Origin of the sequence: Streptomyces sp. NPDC048349, from assembly GCF_040651925.1 — a bacterium.
GTDB lineage: Bacteria > Actinomycetota > Actinomycetes > Streptomycetales > Streptomycetaceae > Streptomyces.
In genome coordinates this window covers 151,955-168,275 of sequence record NZ_JBEZLA010000003.1, presented here as the reverse complement: position 1 = coordinate 168,275, position 16,321 = coordinate 151,955, and the positions used below count along the sequence as shown (strand labels likewise).

At 75.1% G+C, this 16,321-nt stretch carries 13 protein-coding genes and 1 riboswitch; of the genes, 8 read left to right on the top strand and 5 right to left on the bottom strand.

Annotated features, from left to right (window positions below; all coding sequences use genetic code 11):
* The first annotated feature begins 92 nt into the window (after positions 1-92).
* Positions 93-176: riboswitch (cobalamin riboswitch) on the top strand.
* Positions 177-234: 58 nt separating this feature from the next.
* From AB0D44_RS03685 to AB0D44_RS03665, 5 genes are all read left to right on the top strand, one after another.
* Complete coding sequence (locus tag AB0D44_RS03685; protein ID WP_362583769.1) at positions 235-1,194, top strand: cobalamin biosynthesis protein; 960 nt, start codon at positions 235-237, stop codon at positions 1,192-1,194.
* The gene (locus AB0D44_RS03680; RefSeq protein ID WP_362583767.1) at positions 1,191-2,711 is read left to right on the top strand and encodes a cobyric acid synthase; all 1,521 of its coding nucleotides are present in this window, start codon (positions 1,191-1,193) and stop codon (positions 2,709-2,711) included. The genes AB0D44_RS03685 and AB0D44_RS03680 overlap by 4 nt, the downstream gene beginning before the upstream one ends.
* Positions 2,712-2,994: 283 nt before the next feature.
* A complete protein-coding gene (locus tag AB0D44_RS03675; RefSeq protein ID WP_362583764.1) occupies positions 2,995-5,100 on the top strand; it encodes a putative cobaltochelatase in 2,106 nt (701 codons plus the stop codon).
* A complete protein-coding gene (gene cobO / locus AB0D44_RS03670; RefSeq protein WP_362583761.1) occupies positions 5,100-5,699 on the top strand; it encodes a cob(I)yrinic acid a,c-diamide adenosyltransferase in 600 nt (199 codons plus the stop codon). The genes AB0D44_RS03675 and cobO overlap by 1 nt, the downstream gene beginning before the upstream one ends.
* 5 nt (positions 5,700-5,704) lie before the next feature.
* A complete protein-coding gene (locus tag AB0D44_RS03665) occupies positions 5,705-7,174 on the top strand; it encodes a cobyrinate a,c-diamide synthase (RefSeq protein WP_362583758.1) in 1,470 nt (489 codons plus the stop codon).
* A 2-nt stretch (positions 7,175-7,176) separates the two neighbouring features.
* On the opposite strand, the gene AB0D44_RS03660 is transcribed toward AB0D44_RS03665, so the two are convergent.
* On the bottom strand, positions 7,177-7,902 hold the full coding sequence (locus AB0D44_RS03660; RefSeq protein WP_362583756.1) for a ZIP family metal transporter: 726 nt from the start codon (positions 7,900-7,902) through the stop codon (positions 7,177-7,179).
* A gap of 107 nt (positions 7,903-8,009) precedes the next feature.
* On the opposite strand from AB0D44_RS03660, the gene cobC reads away from it, so the two are divergent.
* The gene (cobC, locus tag AB0D44_RS03655) at positions 8,010-9,419 is read left to right on the top strand and encodes an Rv2231c family pyridoxal phosphate-dependent protein CobC (RefSeq protein ID WP_362583951.1); all 1,410 of its coding nucleotides are present in this window, start codon (positions 8,010-8,012) and stop codon (positions 9,417-9,419) included.
* A gap of 191 nt (positions 9,420-9,610) precedes the next feature.
* Positions 9,611-10,840 (top strand): CapA family protein, encoded by a 1,230-nt coding sequence (locus AB0D44_RS03650; protein WP_362583753.1) that lies wholly within the window; start codon positions 9,611-9,613, stop codon positions 10,838-10,840.
* Between the two features lie 93 nt (positions 10,841-10,933).
* Here AB0D44_RS03650 and AB0D44_RS03645 read toward each other — a convergent pair whose 3' ends face one another.
* Positions 10,934-11,851 (bottom strand): SCO1860 family LAETG-anchored protein, encoded by a 918-nt coding sequence (locus AB0D44_RS03645; RefSeq protein ID WP_362583750.1) that lies wholly within the window; start codon positions 11,849-11,851, stop codon positions 10,934-10,936.
* Positions 11,852-12,123: 272 nt separating this feature from the next.
* Positions 12,124-13,218: an amidohydrolase family protein gene (locus AB0D44_RS03640; protein WP_362583747.1), complete on the bottom strand. Its 1,095-nt coding sequence runs from the start codon at positions 13,216-13,218 to the stop codon at positions 12,124-12,126.
* A 63-nt stretch (positions 13,219-13,281) separates the two neighbouring features.
* Between AB0D44_RS03640 and AB0D44_RS03635 the strand changes: the two genes are divergently transcribed.
* Complete coding sequence (locus AB0D44_RS03635) at positions 13,282-14,364, top strand: aminotransferase class V-fold PLP-dependent enzyme (RefSeq protein ID WP_362583744.1); 1,083 nt, start codon at positions 13,282-13,284, stop codon at positions 14,362-14,364.
* A 66-nt stretch (positions 14,365-14,430) separates the two neighbouring features.
* Here the strand turns inward: AB0D44_RS03635 and AB0D44_RS03630 are convergent, their stop codons facing one another.
* Positions 14,431-15,486 carry an aminotransferase class V-fold PLP-dependent enzyme gene (locus AB0D44_RS03630; protein ID WP_362583741.1) on the bottom strand — a complete coding sequence of 352 codons (1,056 nt, stop codon included), beginning with the start codon at positions 15,484-15,486 and terminating at the stop codon, positions 14,431-14,433.
* Between the two features lie 69 nt (positions 15,487-15,555).
* A complete protein-coding gene (locus AB0D44_RS03625) occupies positions 15,556-16,266 on the bottom strand; it encodes a DsbA family oxidoreductase (protein WP_362583738.1) in 711 nt (236 codons plus the stop codon).
* Positions 16,267-16,321: the final 55 nt, after the last annotated feature.

Here is a 16,321-nt window from a genome sequence, read left to right as displayed (position 1 = left end):
GCCGCCCCGCTCCCGCCCCGCCGCAGGTCAACGGCGAGTTGACGGGCATTCGCGGTGCGTGGTGGACTGCCCGAGCCAATACGGCGGCATGGAGAGGAAGTCCGGTGCGAATCCGGCGCGGTCCCGCCACTGTCACCGGGGCACTCGGCCGAGTGCGACCCGGGAGCCAGGAACTCTCGCCGCCGGACACGTCGAACCAGGGCGCGGACCCTGAGTGAGGACATACCTGCCACCATGCGTGCCGATCGCGTCTTCGCGTACGGCGTCACGGCGGGCCTGATCGGCGACCGGATCCTCGGGGATCCGCGCCGAGGGCACCCCGTGGCCGCCTTCGGACGGGCCGCCGCCGCCGTCGAACGCCGCCTGTGGCGCGACGACCGCGCCCGGGGCCTCCTGCACACCCTGGTCTGCGCCGGGGGCGCGGCCGCCGTCGGCGCGCTGGGCGCCCGCGCCGTGCGCTCCCGGCCCGCGGCCGCCCGTATCGCCCTGACCGCCGCCGCCACCTGGGCCGTCGTGGGCGGCACCTCGCTGGGCCGCGAAGCGCGCGCCATCGGCGGCGCGCTCGCCGCCGGGGACGCCGAGGTGGCCAGGGAGCGCCTGCCGCACCTGTGCGGGCGCGACCCGCACGCCCTGGACGAGCAGCAGATGGCCCGCGCCGTCGTGGAGTCGGTCGCGGAGAACACCTCCGACGCGGTCGTCGGGGCCCTGGTGTGGGGCGCCGTCGCCGGAGTCCCGGGGCTGCTGGCCTTCCGCGCCGTGAACACCCTGGACGCGATGGTCGGCCACAAGTCGCCCCGCTACCTGCGCTACGGCTGGGCCTCGGCCCGGCTCGACGACCTGGCCGGCTGGCCGGGCGCCCGGCTGACCGCGCTGGCCGCCGTACTGGCCGGACCCGACCGGCGGGGAGCCGTACGGGCCTGGCGCGCGGACGCCGCCGCACACCCGAGCCCCAACGCCGGACCCGTGGAGGCCTCCTTCGCGGGGGCGCTCGGCGTACGGCTGGGTGGCACCCTGGCCTACGGGGGACGGGTCGAACACCGGGCGGTGCTGAACGGCGGGGCGGGGCGGCCGGTTCGGGTCGCGGACATCGAGCGGGCGGTACGGCTCTCGCGGCAAGTGACCTGGCTGGCGCTCGGGGCCTGTGTGGCCGCCCGGACGCTGGTCTCGCGTACATCACGGAGGGGACGCGCATGAGCGGCGCGAAGCGGGGCGGCGGACTGCTGGTCGCCGGAACCACATCGGACGCGGGCAAGAGCGTGGTCACGGCGGGCATCTGCCGCTGGCTGGCCCGCCAGGGCGTGAAGGTGGCGCCCTTCAAGGCGCAGAACATGTCCCTGAACTCCTTCGTCACCCGGGAGGGCGCCGAGATCGGCCGCGCCCAGGCCATGCAGGCCCAGGCGGCCGGCGTGGAGCCGACCGCGCTGATGAACCCGGTCCTGCTCAAGCCGGGCAGCGACCGCAGCAGCCAGGTGGTGCTGCTGGGCAAGCCGGTGGGCGAGATGAGCGCACGCGGCTACCACGGGGGCAGGCAGGAGCAGTTGCTCGGCATCGTCACGGACTGCCTGGAGCAGCTGCGGGGCACGTATGACGCCGTGATCTGCGAGGGGGCGGGGAGCCCGGCCGAGATCAACCTGCGCCGGACCGACATCGTCAACATGGGCATCGCGCGGGCCGCGCGGTTCCCGGTGGTCGTGGTCGGGGACATCGACCGCGGCGGGGTCTTCGCGTCCTTCTTCGGTACGACGGCTCTGCTCTCGGCGCAGGACCAGTCGCTGATCGCCGGATACCTGGTCAACAAGTTCCGCGGGGACGTCTCGCTGCTGGAGCCGGGCATGGAGATGCTCCGCGGCCTGACCGGGCGGGCCACCTACGGGGTCCTGCCCTTCCGGCACGGACTGGGCATCGACGAGGAGGACGGGCTGCGGGTCTCCCTGCGAGGAGCGGTACGGGAGTCCGTGGTGGCTCCGCCCGTGGGTGAGGACGTGCTGCGGGTCGCCGTGTGCGCGGTGCCGCTGATGTCGAACTTCACGGACGTCGACGCGCTCGCGGCGGAGCCGGGAGTGGTCGTGCGGTTCGTGGACCGGGCGGAGGAACTGGCCGACGCGGACCTCGTCGTCGTACCGGGGACGCGCGGCACGGTGAAGGCGCTGGAGTGGCTGCGGGAACGGGGGCTCGCGGACGCGCTGGCGCGGCGGGCCGCCGAGGGGCGGCCGGTGCTGGGCGTCTGCGGCGGGTTCCAGGTGCTCGGCGAGCACATCGAGGACGAGGTCGAATCGAAGGCGGGCGCGGTCGACGGGCTCGGGCTGCTGCCCGTGCGCGTCCGCTTCGCGCGGGAGAAGACCCTGGCGCGGCCGACGGGTTCGGCGCTCGGGGAGCCCGTCGAGGGGTACGAGATCCACCACGGCGTGGCCGAGGTCCTGGGCGGGGAGCCCTTCCTCGACGGGTGCCGGGTCGGGTCGGTGTGGGGCACGCACTGGCACGGCTCGCTGGAGTCGGACGGCTTCCGGCGGGCGTTCCTGCGGGAGGTCGCCGAGGCCGCGGGCCGCCGGTTCGTGCCGGCGCCGGACACCTCCTTCGCCTCCCTGCGCGAGGAGCAGCTGGACCTGCTGGGCGACCTGATCGCCGAGCACGCGGACACGGACGCCCTGCTGCGCCTCATCGAGACCGGAGCCCCTGCCGGCCTCCCGTTCCTCCCCCCGGGCGCGCCGTGACGGGCCGGGCCCTGCGGGCAAACCAGCCGCACCTGGCGGACGGCAGCAGCCAAAATCCAGCCCCTCCGGCGTTTGAGGAGCGGGGTCCGGGGCGGAGCCCCGATCGTTCAGCCCCGCCGGCGTTCGAGGCGCGGGGTCCGGGGCGGAGCCCCGATCGTTCAGCCCCGCCGGCGTTTGAGGCGCGGGGTCCGGGGCGGAGCCCCAGGTACGGGAGCAGCCCGCGCAGCGGTCCCCGCACCCGCGCCGCGCAGCCAACCGCACCACACCAAGGAGTGAGCCACACGTGAGCACGCCCTACCCGTTCACCGCGGTCGTCGGCCAGTCCGACCTCCGCCTGGCGCTGCTGCTCAACGCCGTCAGCCCCGCCGTCGGTGGGGTGCTCGTGCGCGGTGAGAAGGGCACCGCCAAGTCCACCGCGGTGCGCGCGCTGTCCGCGCTGCTCCCGCAGGTCGACGTGGTCCCCGGGTGCCGGTTCTCGTGCGCCCCGGCCGCACCCGACCCGGCCTGCCCGGACGGCCCGCACGAGCCCGGGCCCGGCGCCGCCCGGCCCGCCCGCATGGTGGAACTGCCCGTCGGCGCCTCCGAGGACCGGCTCGTCGGGGCCCTCGACATCGAACGGGCCCTGGCGGAGGGCGTGAAGGCCTTCGAGCCGGGCCTGCTCGCCGACGCGCACCGCGGCATCCTGTACGTCGACGAGGTCAACCTGCTCCACGACCACCTCATCGACCTCCTGCTGGACGCGGCAGCGATGGGTGCCTCGTACGTGGAGCGGGAGGGGGTCTCCGTCCGGCACGCCGCACGGTTCCTGCTCGTCGGCACCATGAACCCCGAGGAGGGCGAGCTGCGCCCGCAGCTCCTGGACCGCTTCGGGCTCACCGTCGAGGTCGCCGCCTCCCGCGAGCCCGCCCAGCGCGTCGAGGTCGTGCGCCGCAGGCTGGCCTACGAGGACGACCCGGCCGGTTTCGCGCACCGCTGGGCCGAGGACGAACACGAGGTCCGCGCCCGGGTGGTGGCGGCGCGCGCACTGCTCCCGCAGGTCCGGCTCGGGGACACCGCGCTGCTGCGGATCGCCGCGACCTGTGCCGGCTTCGAGGTCGACGGCATGCGGGCGGACATCGTGATGGCCCGGACCGCGACCGCGCTGGCCGCCTGGGCCGGGCGGACCGAGGTGCTCAAGGAGGACGTGCGGCAGGCCGCGCTGCTGGCGCTCCCCCACCGGCGGCGGCGCAACCCCTTCGACGCGCCGGGCCTCGACGAGGACAAGCTCGACGAGATCCTCGACCAGTTCCCGGACGACGAACCGGAGAACGAGCCCGACCCGGAGCCGCAGGGCCCGGACGACGGCGGCGACGGCGGACCCGACGGCGGCGGCGTGCCCCCGCAGGGTTCGGGACCCGAGTCGGGGGCCGACGCGCCCGCGGCGGGCACGGAGAGCGCCGAGAACCCCGAGGGCCCCGAGCCCGCCGAGGCGCCCGAGGCCCCGCAGCCCTCCTCCCGGGGAGCCGGCGGCCCCGAACAGGCCGCCGTGCGGGCCGCGGAGCCGTTCCGCACGAAGATGCTGAGCGTGCCCGGCCTCGGCGAGGGCGCCGCCGGGCGGCGTTCGCGGGCCCGTACCGCCCACGGCCGGACCACGGGCGCCCAGCGCCCCGGCGGCCAGCTGACGAAGCTGCACCTGACGGCCACCGTGCACGCGGCCGCCCCGCACCAGAAGGCGCGCGGCCGCAACGGGCGCGGCCTGGTGATCCGCAAGGACGACCTGCGCCAGGCGACGCGCGAGGGCCGCGAGGGCAACCTCGTCCTCTTCGTCGTCGACGCCTCGGGCTCGATGGCAGCCCGGCAGCGAATGAGCGCGGTCAAGGGCGCCGTGCTGTCGCTGCTCCTGGACGCCTACCAGCGCCGGGACAAGGTCGGCCTGATCACCTTCCGCGGGGCCGCGGCCGAGCTGGCACTGCCGCCCACCTCCTCGGTGGACGCGGCCGCGGCCCGGCTGGAGCAGCTGCCGACCGGCGGCCGCACCCCGCTGGCCGCCGGGCTGCTGAAGGCCCACGAGGTGCTGCGCATCGAGCGGCTCAGGGACCCGTCCCGACGGCCGCTGCTCGTGGTCGTCACCGACGGGCGGGCGACCTCGGCCGGGGCCGTCGGCGGCGACCCGCGCGAGCTGTCGGGGCGCAGCGCCCGGCTGCTCCGGGCCGCGGGCGTGGCGTCCGTGGTCGTGGACTGCGAGACCGGGCCGGTCCGGCTGGGGCTGGCGGGCGTACTGGCCGCCGATCTCGGGGGGCCCGCCGTCACCCTCGACGGGCTGCGGGCCGACTCGCTGGCCGGGCTCGTGAAGAACGTACGTACCGCAGTGACATCTTCCGCAACCGACTCCCCCAGGAGGGCCGCGTAATGCCGCAGGGACAGCCGACCGTCGTTCCGGACGACGGGCTCACGACGCGCCAGCGCCGCAACCGTCCGCTCGTCTTCGTCCACACCGGCCCCGGCAAGGGCAAGTCCACGGCGGCCTTCGGGCTGGCGCTGCGCGCCTGGAACCAGGGCTGGCCGATCGGGGTGTTCCAGTTCGTCAAGTCCGCGAAGTGGAAGGTCGGCGAGGAAAACGCGCTCAAGGTGCTCGGCGCCTCCGGCGAGGGCGGCTCCGTCGTCTGGCACAAGATGGGCGAGGGCTGGTCCTGGGTCCAGCGGGACGCGCAGCTCGACAACGAGCAGGCGGCCAAGGAGGGCTGGGAGCAGGTCAAGCGTGACCTGGCGGCCGAGACGCACAAGCTGTACGTGCTCGACGAGTTCGCGTACCCGATGCACTGGGGCTGGATCGACGTCGACGAGGTCATCGAGGTGCTGCGGAACCGTCCCGGTACCCAGCACGTGGTGATCACGGGCCGCAACGCGCCGGAGAAACTGCTGGAGTTCGCGGATCTCGTCACCGAGATGACCAAGGTCAAGCACCCGATGGACGCGGGCCAGAAGGGCCAGAGAGGCATCGAGTGGTGACGTCCGTGAACGTTCCCCGGCTGGTCGTCGCCGCGCCGTCGTCCGGCAGCGGCAAGACCACCGTCGCCACGGGTCTGATGGCGGCCTTCTCGGAGCGCGGCCTCACCGTGTCCCCGCACAAGGCCGGGCCGGACTACATCGACCCAGGCTACCACGCGCTGGCCACCGGCCGCCCGGGCCGCAACCTCGACGCCTTCATGTGCGGGCCGGAGCTGATCGCTCCACTGTTCGCACACGGGGCGGACGGGTGCGACCTCGCGGTGGTGGAGGGCGTGATGGGCCTGTACGACGGTGCTGCGGGCCGCGGTGAACTGGCGTCCACGGCGCAGGTGGCGAAGCTGCTGCGGGCTCCGGTGGTCCTGGTCGTCGACGCCTCCTCGCAGTCGCGGTCGGTGGCGGCGCTGGTGCACGGCTTCGCGTCCTTCGACCCGCAGGTGCGGCTCGGGGGCGTGATCCTGAACAAGGTGGGCTCCGACCGGCACGAGGTGATGCTGCGGGAGGCACTGGAGGAGGCGGGCACGCCGGTGCTCGGCGTGCTGCGGCGGGCTCCGCAGGTGGCGGCGCCGTCCCGGCACCTGGGCCTGGTGCCGGTCGCCGAGCGGCGGGCCGATGCGGTGGCCGCGGTGGCGGCCCTCGCCGCGCAGGTCCGGGCCGGCTGCGACCTGGACGCGCTGATGGCCCTGGCCCGTACGGCCCCGGCGCTGTCCTGCGAAGCCTGGTCCCCGGCGACTGCGCTGGCGCGTAGCCGGGGCGCCGCTCCAGACCCCGCGCCTCACACGCCGGCGGGGCTGGATTCGGCCGGCGTAAGCCGGGAAGTGCGCGCAGCGCCCGACCAGCAGGGCAACGGCGCCGCGCCGAACCGACGGCCCGTCATCGCCATGGCCGGCGGGGCCGCGTTCACGTTCTCGTACGCCGAGAACGCCGAGCTGCTCATCGCCGCCGGAGCGGAGGTCGTCGCCTTCGACCCGCTCAGGGACGAGGCCCTCCCCGAGGGAGCCGCCGGCCTGGTGATCGGCGGCGGGTTCCCCGAGGTGTACGCGCCCGAACTGTCCGCCAACGAGCCGCTCCGCAAGGCCGTGGCCCGCTTCGCCGCGCAAGGGCGACCCGTCGCCGCCGAGTGCGCCGGGCTGCTCTACCTGGCGCGGTCCCTGGACGGGAAGCCCATGTGCGGGGTGCTCGACGCCGACGCCCGGATGTCGGAGCGCCTGACCCTGGGCTACCGCGAGGCCGTGGCGGTGTCCGACAGCTCGCTCGCCCCCGCGGGGACCCGGCTGCGCGGGCACGAGTTCCACCGGACCGTGGTCGAACCCGGCGCCGGTACGGCCCCCGCGGGCCCCGCGTGGGGCTTCACGCATCCGGAACGCCGCGTCGAGGGCTTCGTACGCAGCGGCGTGCACGCCAGCTACCTGCACACGCACTGGGCCGCGGAGCCCTCCGTCGCCCTGCGCTTCGCCGGGGCGGCGGCCCGGCCGTGAGATCACTCCGCGAGGCCCACCACGAGCCAGATTCCGGCCACCCCGCCCACCGTGCACATCAGCGTGGACAGGGCGGGGTGTTCGTGGTGCGCCTCGGGCAGGATCTCGGCGGCCGCCAGGTACAGCAGCACCCCGCCGAAGAATCCGAGGTACGCGCCGAGCGGTTCCTCCGGAAGGGTGAACAGCACCGTGGACGCCGCGCCCACCACGGGGGCGGCGGCGTCCGCGAAGAGCATCATCAGCGCCTTGCGGCGGGCGTTGCCGTACAGGCTGGTGAGCGTGTACGTGTTGAACCCGTCGGCGAAGTCGTGGGTGATGACGGCCAGCGCCACCGCCACGCCCATCCCCCCGCCGACCTGGAACGCGGCCCCGAGGGCCACGCCGTCCGCGAGGCTGTGGCCGACCATCGCGGCGGCCGCGGTGAGCCCGACCTGCGGGACCCGGGCGCCGTCCTCCGCTCCGTGGGCGGCCTGGCGCACGGCGAGCAGCCGTTCCACGACGTGCGCGACGAGGAATCCGGCCACGAACAGCAGCAGGGCGAGCGGCACGCCGAAGACCTCGGTGCCGGCGGCGTGCAGGGCCTCGGGAAGCAGGTCGAGGCCGACGACGCCGAGCATCAGCCCGCCCGCCAGCCCCAGCACGAGGTGACGGCGGTCGGTGACGCGCTGCGCCGTCCATCCGCCCGCCAGGGTCATCAGGAACGCGCCCAGTGCCACGATCACGGCCATGTGCCCCTGAATACCGATTCCCCGGCCCGCGCGCACGTCCGCGCCGGGGTGGCGGGCGGCGGACTGTTGACGGTGACTACGGAGGGAGGGCCCCGGTGGGCGAGTACGTGACGCAGCTGGTGGTCGGGGTCGGCGGACGTGCGGGGGTGTCCGTGGCGGAGGTCTGCGCCCTGGTCGAGGAGACGCTGCGGGGGGCCGGACTGGCTTCGGCGGCGGTGACGGCCTTGGCCACGGTGGACTCCAAGGCGCAGGAGGTGGGGCTGGCCGGTGCGGCGAAACGATTCGGCGTCCCCCTCATCGGCTATCCCGCCGCACAGCTGGCCGCGATCACCGTGCCGCATCCGTCGGAGGCGACGCGCACCGTCACCGGAACTCCCTCGGTGGCGGAGGCCGCGGCGCTCGCGGCCGGCGGTGAGCTCCTCGTGCCGAAGCGGCGGTCGGTGGCCGCGACCTGCGCGGTGGCCACGGCGCAGGCCCACGACCTGCGCCACCACGGCGACGCGGAGGTGATCGACGCGGGGGCCGACCTGGTCGACCTCGCGGTCAACGTACGGGCGGACACGCCCCCGCAGTGGCTGAGGCAGCGGATCGCGGCCTCCCTCGGGGACCTCGCCGCCTATCCCGACGGCCGGGCCGCCCGCGCCGCGGTTGCCGACCGGCACGGGCTGCCGGTCGAGCGGGTGCTGCTGACGGCCGGGGCCGCGGAGGCGTTCGTACTGATCGCCCGGGCGCTGGACGCCGTACGGCCGGTCGTGGTCCATCCGCAGTTCACCGAACCGGAGGCGGCCCTGCGGGACGCGGGCCACCGGGTGGACCGGGTGGTGCTGAGTGCTGCGGACGGGTTCCGGCTGGACCCGGCGGCGGTGCCGGAGGACGCGGACCTGGTGGTCGTCGGCAATCCGACGAACCCGACGTCGGTCCTGCACCCGGCCGCCACGCTGGCCGCGCTGGCCCGGCCCGGCCGGATCCTGGTGGTGGACGAGGCGTTCATGGACGCCGTCCCGGGCGAACGGGAGGCACTGGCGGGCCGGACGGACGTGCCGGGCCTGGTGGTCCTGCGGAGCCTGACGAAGACCTGGGGTCTGGCGGGGCTGCGGATCGGCTACGTGCTGGCCGAGCCGCAGGTCGTCGCACAGCTGGCGGGGGCGCAGCCGCTGTGGCCGGTGTCCACTCCGGCGCTGGTGGCGGCCGAGGCCTGCATGGCTCCGGCGGCGCTGGCCGAGGCGGAGGAGGCCGCGCGGCGGATCGCGGTGGACCGCGCCCACCTGGTGGCCGGGCTGGCGGAGTTCGACGAGGTCACGGTGGTGGGGGCGGCGCAGGGGCCGTTCGTCCTGATCCGGGTGGCGGGCGGCGCGCAGGTGCGGACCCGGTTGCGGGCACTGGGCTTCGCGGTCCGCCGCGGGGACACCTTCCCGGGGCTGGACGGCTCCTGGCTCCGGCTGGCGGTGCGCGACCGGGCGACGACGGGCCGGCTGCTCCAGGCCCTGGACCACGCGCTGGCGCTGGCCGCGCGCTGAGCCGGCCCCGGGCCGGCCGGGGCGCGGCGGGGTCCGGGGCGCGGCCGTGTCCGGGGTCGGGGCCGGGTCCGGGGTCGGGGCCGGGTCCGGGGTCGGGGCCCCGGACCCGTGAGCCGCGGGGGTGGCCGGATCTGCGTGCCTCGGGCGGCCCGCTTACGATGGCCATCACGGGCGGACCACAGGGGGCGGCGATGAAGGCATCCGCGCGGGTAGCCGTGGCGCTGGCCGGACTGGCGGTCGTGGGCGGCGGGTTGTACGCCGCACCGCGGCTGCTCGACACGGGCTCCGCGGAGCAGCGGCTCCGGGCGGAGCCCACCGCCGAGCCCACCGCCGAGCCCGCCGAACCGGGCAGCGCGCCCCTGGCCGGGCGGCCGTTCACCCTGGTGGCGACCGGCGACATCATCCCGTACCCGTCGATCATCCAGCGGTCCGCGGACGATGCGGACCAGCCCGGCGCGTACGACTTCCGGAAGATACTCGCCGGGGTCAAACCCCTGGTGTCCGCCGCCGATCTGGCGATATGCCACCACGAGATACCGTACGCCCGCCCCGGCGGCCCCTACACCGGCTATCCGCTCTTCAAGGCCCCGCACCAGCTGGCCGACGCCCTGAAGGACGCCGGGTACGACAGTTGTTCCACCGCCTCGAACCACACCCTGGACGACGGCTACGAGGGCCTCGCGCGCACGCTCGAGCACCTCGACCGGGTCGGCATCCCGCACGTCGGCTCCGCCCGCAGCGCGCAGGAGGCCAAGGCGCCGGCGCTGATGTCGGCCGGCGGCGCGAAGGTCGCCCAGCTGGACTACACGTACGGCACGAACGGCATACCGCTCCCGGAGGGCAAGCCGTGGGCCGTCAACCTGATCGACGAGGACCGGATCCTGGCCGACGCCCGAGCGGCCCGGGCCGGCGGCGCGAACGTGGTCGTGCTCAGCGTCCACTGGGGCACCGAGTGGCAGACCGCGCCCGACGAGCAGCAGCGCGAGCTGGCGCAGGCGCTGACGGCCTCCCGGGGGGCCGACGGACTCCCCGACATCGATCTGATCATCGGTACGCACAACCACGTGCCGCAGCCCTACGAGAAGGTCAACGGCACCTGGGTGGTGTTCGGCATGGGCGACCAGGTCGCCAGCTTCGTGCCGGCCGACAAGCTGCGCGGGAACCAGTCGTCGGTCCCCCGGTTCACCTTCGCCCCGGCGGCGGCCCACGCGGGCCGGTGGGAGGTGGTGAAGGCCGAGTTCCTCACGCAGTTCTCGGACATGGGGCCGCCGTTCCGCGTCGTCTGCGCCTCCTGCGCGGCCTCCGACGACACGCTCCCGGCCGCCAAGCGGAGCGAGTACGCCCGGATCGATCAGCAGGTGACCGAGGCCGTACTGTCCCGCGGCGCGGGCGGACAGGGCCTGGAGCACGCCACCCACTGACCTGCTGACCCGCTGAGGCACGCCGCCGAGCACGCCACCCGCCGAGCACTCCCCTCCGGGTGCTCCACGGGCAGCGGCTCTCGCGGCGGCGGACTACGAGGTCCGGCCCCGCCGGGTCACGAGGAGCGCGCCCCCGCCGATCCCGAGCAGGACCAGCGCGCTGCCCGCGACGTACGGGGTCAGCGAACCGCCCCCCGTCTCGGCCAGGTTGGCATCGGTGGTGACGGCGGAGCCGGTGCCGCTGCCCGCCCCGGCCTGCGGCTTGACGTCGGGCTTCGCGGACGGGGCGGGAGCGGGGGCCGCCGGGGACTCGCAGTGCGCCTCGGCGAGGACGATCTCGCCCTCCACCTCGGCCACGTTCAGCTTGAGCGGGTTCACCGACACCTTCAGGCGCAGCGCAGCCGCCGCGGCGGTCGTGGAGGTGGTCTGCGTGCCGGACAGTTCGAGGCTGACCAGGCCCACGCCCGGCACCTCGACCTTGGTGGGGCCGCCCGCCGACAGGGTGGTCTTCTTGCCGAGCGCGGTCACCGTCCCCAGGACGTTGGAGGTGGCCACCGGCTGCTTGCCCGCCTCGCACACGGCCTTGCTGGTGACCTCCTCGACCTCGATGAGCGAGAGCGCCGGCAGGCCCGGCACGTGCACGCGGGCCTTGGCGAGGTGGGCCTGTGCCTCGGCCCGGGTCTTGTCGGCGGTCGCCTTGGATGTGGCCACGTCGGCGCGGAGCACGCTGACCGGCGTACCGCCCTCGACGCCGTCCAGAGTGACCGTCAGCGCCGTCTTCTCGGCCGTCGCGGGGGCGTTGACCTCGTTGAGGGTCGCCTTCAGCGGGACGTGCACGGTCTTGTTGAGCAGGCCCACGTCCAGTCCGGTGCGCAGGACGACGGCGCCGGCCTTGCCCTCGCCCCCGGCGCTGCCGCCTCCCGTGGCGGAGGCGGGCGGAGCGGTGAGCAGGGCTACCGCTCCCGTGGCGAGCAGGACGGCCGCGGGCATGCGGAAGGTAGTGCTGTTCAAGGTGGTGGAACCCCCGGGGAGATGGGTGCCGTCGCGCCGCCATGGGGGACATCGCGTGCGCCGACGGCCTTCGTCCCCGGAATCTTTACGCACTGTGGGTGAATGGACAGACACCTGACGTGACTTCACCCCAAAGGGTGGTTTCCACGCATACATTCGAATTTCTACGCCTCAGGAGGAACGCGAGTTCTCTCCTTTCGCGGACATCCGGTGAACGCGACCCCCTCTAACGGCCTCGGGACGCCGGATGTCACGCGGCGTCAACGACTCGCTCAAGCCTGGACGGTGCCGTTCACCACGACCCGCAGGGGCTGCGCGAGCGCCCGTACGTCGGCCCGCGGGTCGGCGGCATAGACCACGAGGTCGGCGGGCGCCCCCTCGGTCAGGCCGGGCCTGCCGAGCCACTCGCGCGCCGCCCAGGTGGTCGCCGAGAGCGCGTCCAGCGGCGGGATCCCGGCCTTGACCAGCTCCGCGACCTCGGCCGCGACCAGCCCGTGCGGCAGGGAACCCCCGGCGTCGGTGCCGACGTACACCCGGATCCCCGCGTCGTAGGCGGCGCGCACGGTGTCGTAGCGCCGCTCGTGGAGCCTTCGCATGTGCGCCGACCAGCGCGGGAACTTCGCCTCGCCGCCCGCCGCCATCTTCGGGAAGGTGGCGATGTTCACCAGGGTCGGGACGATCGCGACGCCGCGTTCCGCGAACAGCGGGATGGTGTCCTCGGTGAGTCCGGTGGCGTGTTCGATGCAGTCGATGCCCGCCTCGACCAGGTCGCGCAGCGAGTCCTCGGCGAAGCAGTGCGCCGTGACCCGGGCGCCCAGCCGGTGCGCCTCGGCGATCGCGGCCTCCACCTCGGCGCGCGGCCAGCAGGCCGTCAGGTCCCCGGCCTCGCGGTCGATCCAGTCGCCGACCAGCTTGACCCAGCCGTCGCCGCGCACGGCCTCGCGGCCGACGTACGCGACGAGGTCGGCGGGCTCGATCTCGTGGGCGTAGTTGCGGATGTAGCGACGGGTCCGCGCGATGTGCCGGCCCGCCCGGATGATCTTCGGCAGGTCCGCGCGGTCGTCGATCCAGCGGGTGTCGGAGGGGGATCCGGCGTCGCGGATGAGGAGGGTCCCGGCGTCCCGGTCGGTCAGGGCCTGGCGCTCGGCGGTCTCGGCGTCGACCGGCCCGTGGGAGTCCAGCCCCACGTGGCAGTGCGCGTCGACCAGCCCGGGCAGGGCCCAGCCGGTCATCGTGGTGATCTCCCGGGCCGCGCGCGGGCGCTCGTAGGAGATCCGGCCGCCGACGACCCACAGCTCGTCGCGGACCTCGTCGGGCCCGACCAGTACCCGCCCCTTCACGTGCAGCACGTCGCTCACATCGCTCATGCCGGCACTGTACGTGCGGGCTCGATACGCTCTGCGGGTAGCCCCGGACGAAAGAGCACCACCGTGACCCACCCCCTGCTGGACCTCCCGCCGCTGACCGCGGAGCGCTTCGCCTCGATCGAGCGGGGGGTCGCGGACCTCCTCGCCACCCGCGCGGACGTGGTGATCACCCAGGGCGAGGCGCTGCTCCCGCTGGAGGGGTGCATCCGGTCGGGCGCGCGGCCCGGTTCGACGGCGCTGAACGTGGTCACCGGGCCGTACGGCACCACCTTCGGCAACTGGCTGCGCGACTGCGGTGCGGCCGTGGTGGACCTGGAGGTCCCGTTCGACACGGCGGTGACGGCCGGCCAGGTGGCGCGGGCACTGGCCGAGCGCCCGGAGATCGACTTCGTCTCGCTGGTCCACGCGGAGGCGGCGACGGGCAACACGAACCCGGTCGCGGAAATCGGCGAGGCGGTCCGGGCGCACGGGGCGCTGTTCATGCTCGACGCGGTGGCGTCGGTGGGCGCGGAGCCGCTGCTGCCGGACGCGTGGGGCGTGGACCTGTGCGTGATCGGGGCGCAGAAGGCGATGGGCGGCCCGGCCGGGGTGTCCGCGGTGTCGGTCTCGGAGCGGGCGTGGGCCCGGTTCGCGCAGAACCCGGCGGCCCCGCGCCGCTCCTACCTGTCGCTGCTGGACTGGAAGGAACGCTGGATCGACGGCGGGCGCACGGCGCTGCCGCACGCTCCGGCGCAGCTGGAGATGCTGGCGCTGGAGGCCTGCCTGGACCGCATCGCGGACGAGGGGCTGTCCTCGGTGACGGCCCGCCACGCGGCGGCCGCGGCGGCGACCCGCGCGGGTGCGGCGGAGCTCGGGCTGCCCCCGTACGTGGGCCGGGCCGCGGAGGCCGCACCGGTGGCCACCACGCTGCGGGTCGCGGACGCCTCGCTGGTGGTGGCCAAGGCCCTGGCCGCGGACCCGCAGGCTCCGCTCGCCGCGGGCGGTGGGGCGCCGGCGCGGGAGATGGTCCGGGTCAACCACTACGGGGCCGCGGCCTCGCTGCCCGCGGTCGAGGCCGCGCTGACGGCCCTCGCCGCCGCTCTGGGGGCCGGGCCCGCGGCGGCCGTCGCCGCGGCGGGGGCGGCCTGGGCCGCGGCGCTGGGCTGACCCGGACCCGGCCCGTGCGGGTTTCGCCCGGGCCTGAGGACAGCCCGTGCGGGTTTCGCCCGGGCCTCAGGACAGGACGTCCAGCAGCCGGTCGACGTCCGCCTCGGTGTTGTAGAGGTGGAACGAGGCCCGCAGGGCGCCCGCGCGGGCGGCGGTGGCGATCCCGGCCGCCAGCAGGGCGGCCTGCCGGCCGGCGAGGCCGGGCACCGACACGATGGCCGACTCCCCCGGCACGGGTTCGTGGCCGAGGCGGGCGAGACCGGCCCGGTAGCGGGCGGCCAGGGCCGTGTTGTGGGCGTGGACGGCCCCGACGCCGATCCGCTCCAGCAGGGCCAGGGAGGCCTCGGCCGCGTGGTAGGCGAGGAAGGCGGGGGACTCGTCGAACCGCCGGGCCCCGTGGGCCAGTTCCGGCATGGGGCCGTAGGTGGCCTCCCACATGGACTCGGCCGCCACCCACCCCGCGTGCAGCGGGGTCAGGGTGTCCTGGGCCTCCTGCGACACGGTCAGGTAGGAGGCGCCGCGGGCGCTGAGCAGCCACTTGTAGCCGGCCGTGACCGTGTACTCGTACGGCGAGGCGTCGAAGGGCAGCCAGCCCGCCGCCTGGGTCGCGTCCACCAGCATGCGGGCACCGTGCGCGGTGGCGGCGGCGCGCACCGCGGCCAGGTCGGCCGTGCGCCCGTCGGCGGACTGTACGGCGCTCAGCGCGACCAGCGCGGTGCCCCGGTCGACGGCTTCGGCGAGGGATTCCAGCGGCGCGAAGCGCACCTTGAGGTCGCCGCGCACCACGAAGGGGTTGATGACCGAGGCGAACTCGCCCTCGGGGCAGAGGACTTCGGCGCCGGCCTGGAGGGACGCGGCGACCAGGCCGACGTGGGTGGCCACGGCCGAGCCGACGGCCACCCGTTCGACGCCGACCCCCACCAGCCGGGCGAAGGCCGCCCGGGCTCGGTCGACGCGGTCGAAGTCGCCGAACCCGCTGGGGATTCCGGCGCCCGCCGCCTCGGCCAGGTCACGTACGGCCGCGACGGCGGAACGCGGGAGGATCCCGCAGGTGGCTGTGTTGAGGTAGGCGGGGGACGGGGCGAACTCGGTACGGAGCGCTTCGGCGATGGGAAGATCCATGCGTCCACTCTGCGCCGCGGACGACCCGCAGTCCATTGCCCGTCGTTGTACGCCGCCCTCAAGGAACGCTTATACCCGGGGCACGGCGCACGCCCCGTCGGGCTCGCACGCCCCGGCTCCGCCCCCGCTCGGCTCCTCGGCCTCGCGCCCGGCCCACGCCTGCTCCAGGGCGCGGGTGAACACCTCGGCCGGCTGCCCGCCGGAGATCCCGTACCGGCGGTCGAGGACGAAGAACGGCACGGCGTTCGCGCCCAGTTCGGCTGCCTCGCGCTCGTCGGCGCGGACCTCGGCGGCATAGGCGGAGCCGTCGGCCAGGACGGCGCGCGCCTCGGCCCCGTCCAGCCCGGCCTCCACGGCGAGGGCGACCAGCACCTCGGGGTCGAAGACGGACCGCTCCTCGCCGAAGTGGGCCACGAAGGCGAGGTCGAGCAGCTCCTCCTGGCGGCCGCGGGCGGCGGCCAGGTGCAGCAGGCGGTGGATGTCGAAGGTGTTGCCGTGGTCTCGCCCGTCGGTGCGGTACGTCAGCCCCTCGGCGCGGGCGCTGGCCGCGACGTGCTCCTCCATGGCGCGCGCCTCCTCGAGGGTGCGGCCGTACTTCTTGGCGAGCATCTCGAGAACGGGCGCGGTGACGCCCTTGGGGCCGTTCGGGTCGAGCTCGAAGGACCGGAAGACGATCTCCACCTCGTCGCGGTGCGCGAACTCGGCCAGGCCCTTGGTGAAGCGGGCCTTGCCGATGTAGCACCACGGGCAGGCGATGTCGCTCCAGATCTCGACGCGCATGTTCCTTCTTCTCTCCGGTCGGGTGGCAGAGGGCTCTGCCGTCGGACGGCTCTGC

Excerpts from the sequence above, each read along its gene's own strand:
- AB0D44_RS03650 (WP_362583753.1), top strand. The coding sequence starts at position 9,611 with ATGAAGGCATCCGCGCGGGTAGCCGTGGCGCTGGCCGGACTGGCGGTC.
- AB0D44_RS03640 (WP_362583747.1), bottom strand. The coding sequence starts at position 13,218 with ATGAGCGATGTGAGCGACGTGCTGCACGTGAAGGGGCGGGTACTGGTC.
- AB0D44_RS03630 (WP_362583741.1), bottom strand. The coding sequence starts at position 15,486 with ATGGATCTTCCCATCGCCGAAGCGCTCCGTACCGAGTTCGCCCCGTCC.
- AB0D44_RS03685 (WP_362583769.1), top strand. The coding sequence starts at position 235 with ATGCGTGCCGATCGCGTCTTCGCGTACGGCGTCACGGCGGGCCTGATC.
- cobO (WP_362583761.1), top strand. The coding sequence starts at position 5,100 with ATGCCGCAGGGACAGCCGACCGTCGTTCCGGACGACGGGCTCACGACG.
- AB0D44_RS03660 (WP_362583756.1), bottom strand. The coding sequence starts at position 7,902 with ATGGCCGTGATCGTGGCACTGGGCGCGTTCCTGATGACCCTGGCGGGC.
- AB0D44_RS03680 (WP_362583767.1), top strand. The coding sequence starts at position 1,191 with ATGAGCGGCGCGAAGCGGGGCGGCGGACTGCTGGTCGCCGGAACCACA.
- AB0D44_RS03625 (WP_362583738.1), bottom strand. The coding sequence starts at position 16,266 with ATGCGCGTCGAGATCTGGAGCGACATCGCCTGCCCGTGGTGCTACATC.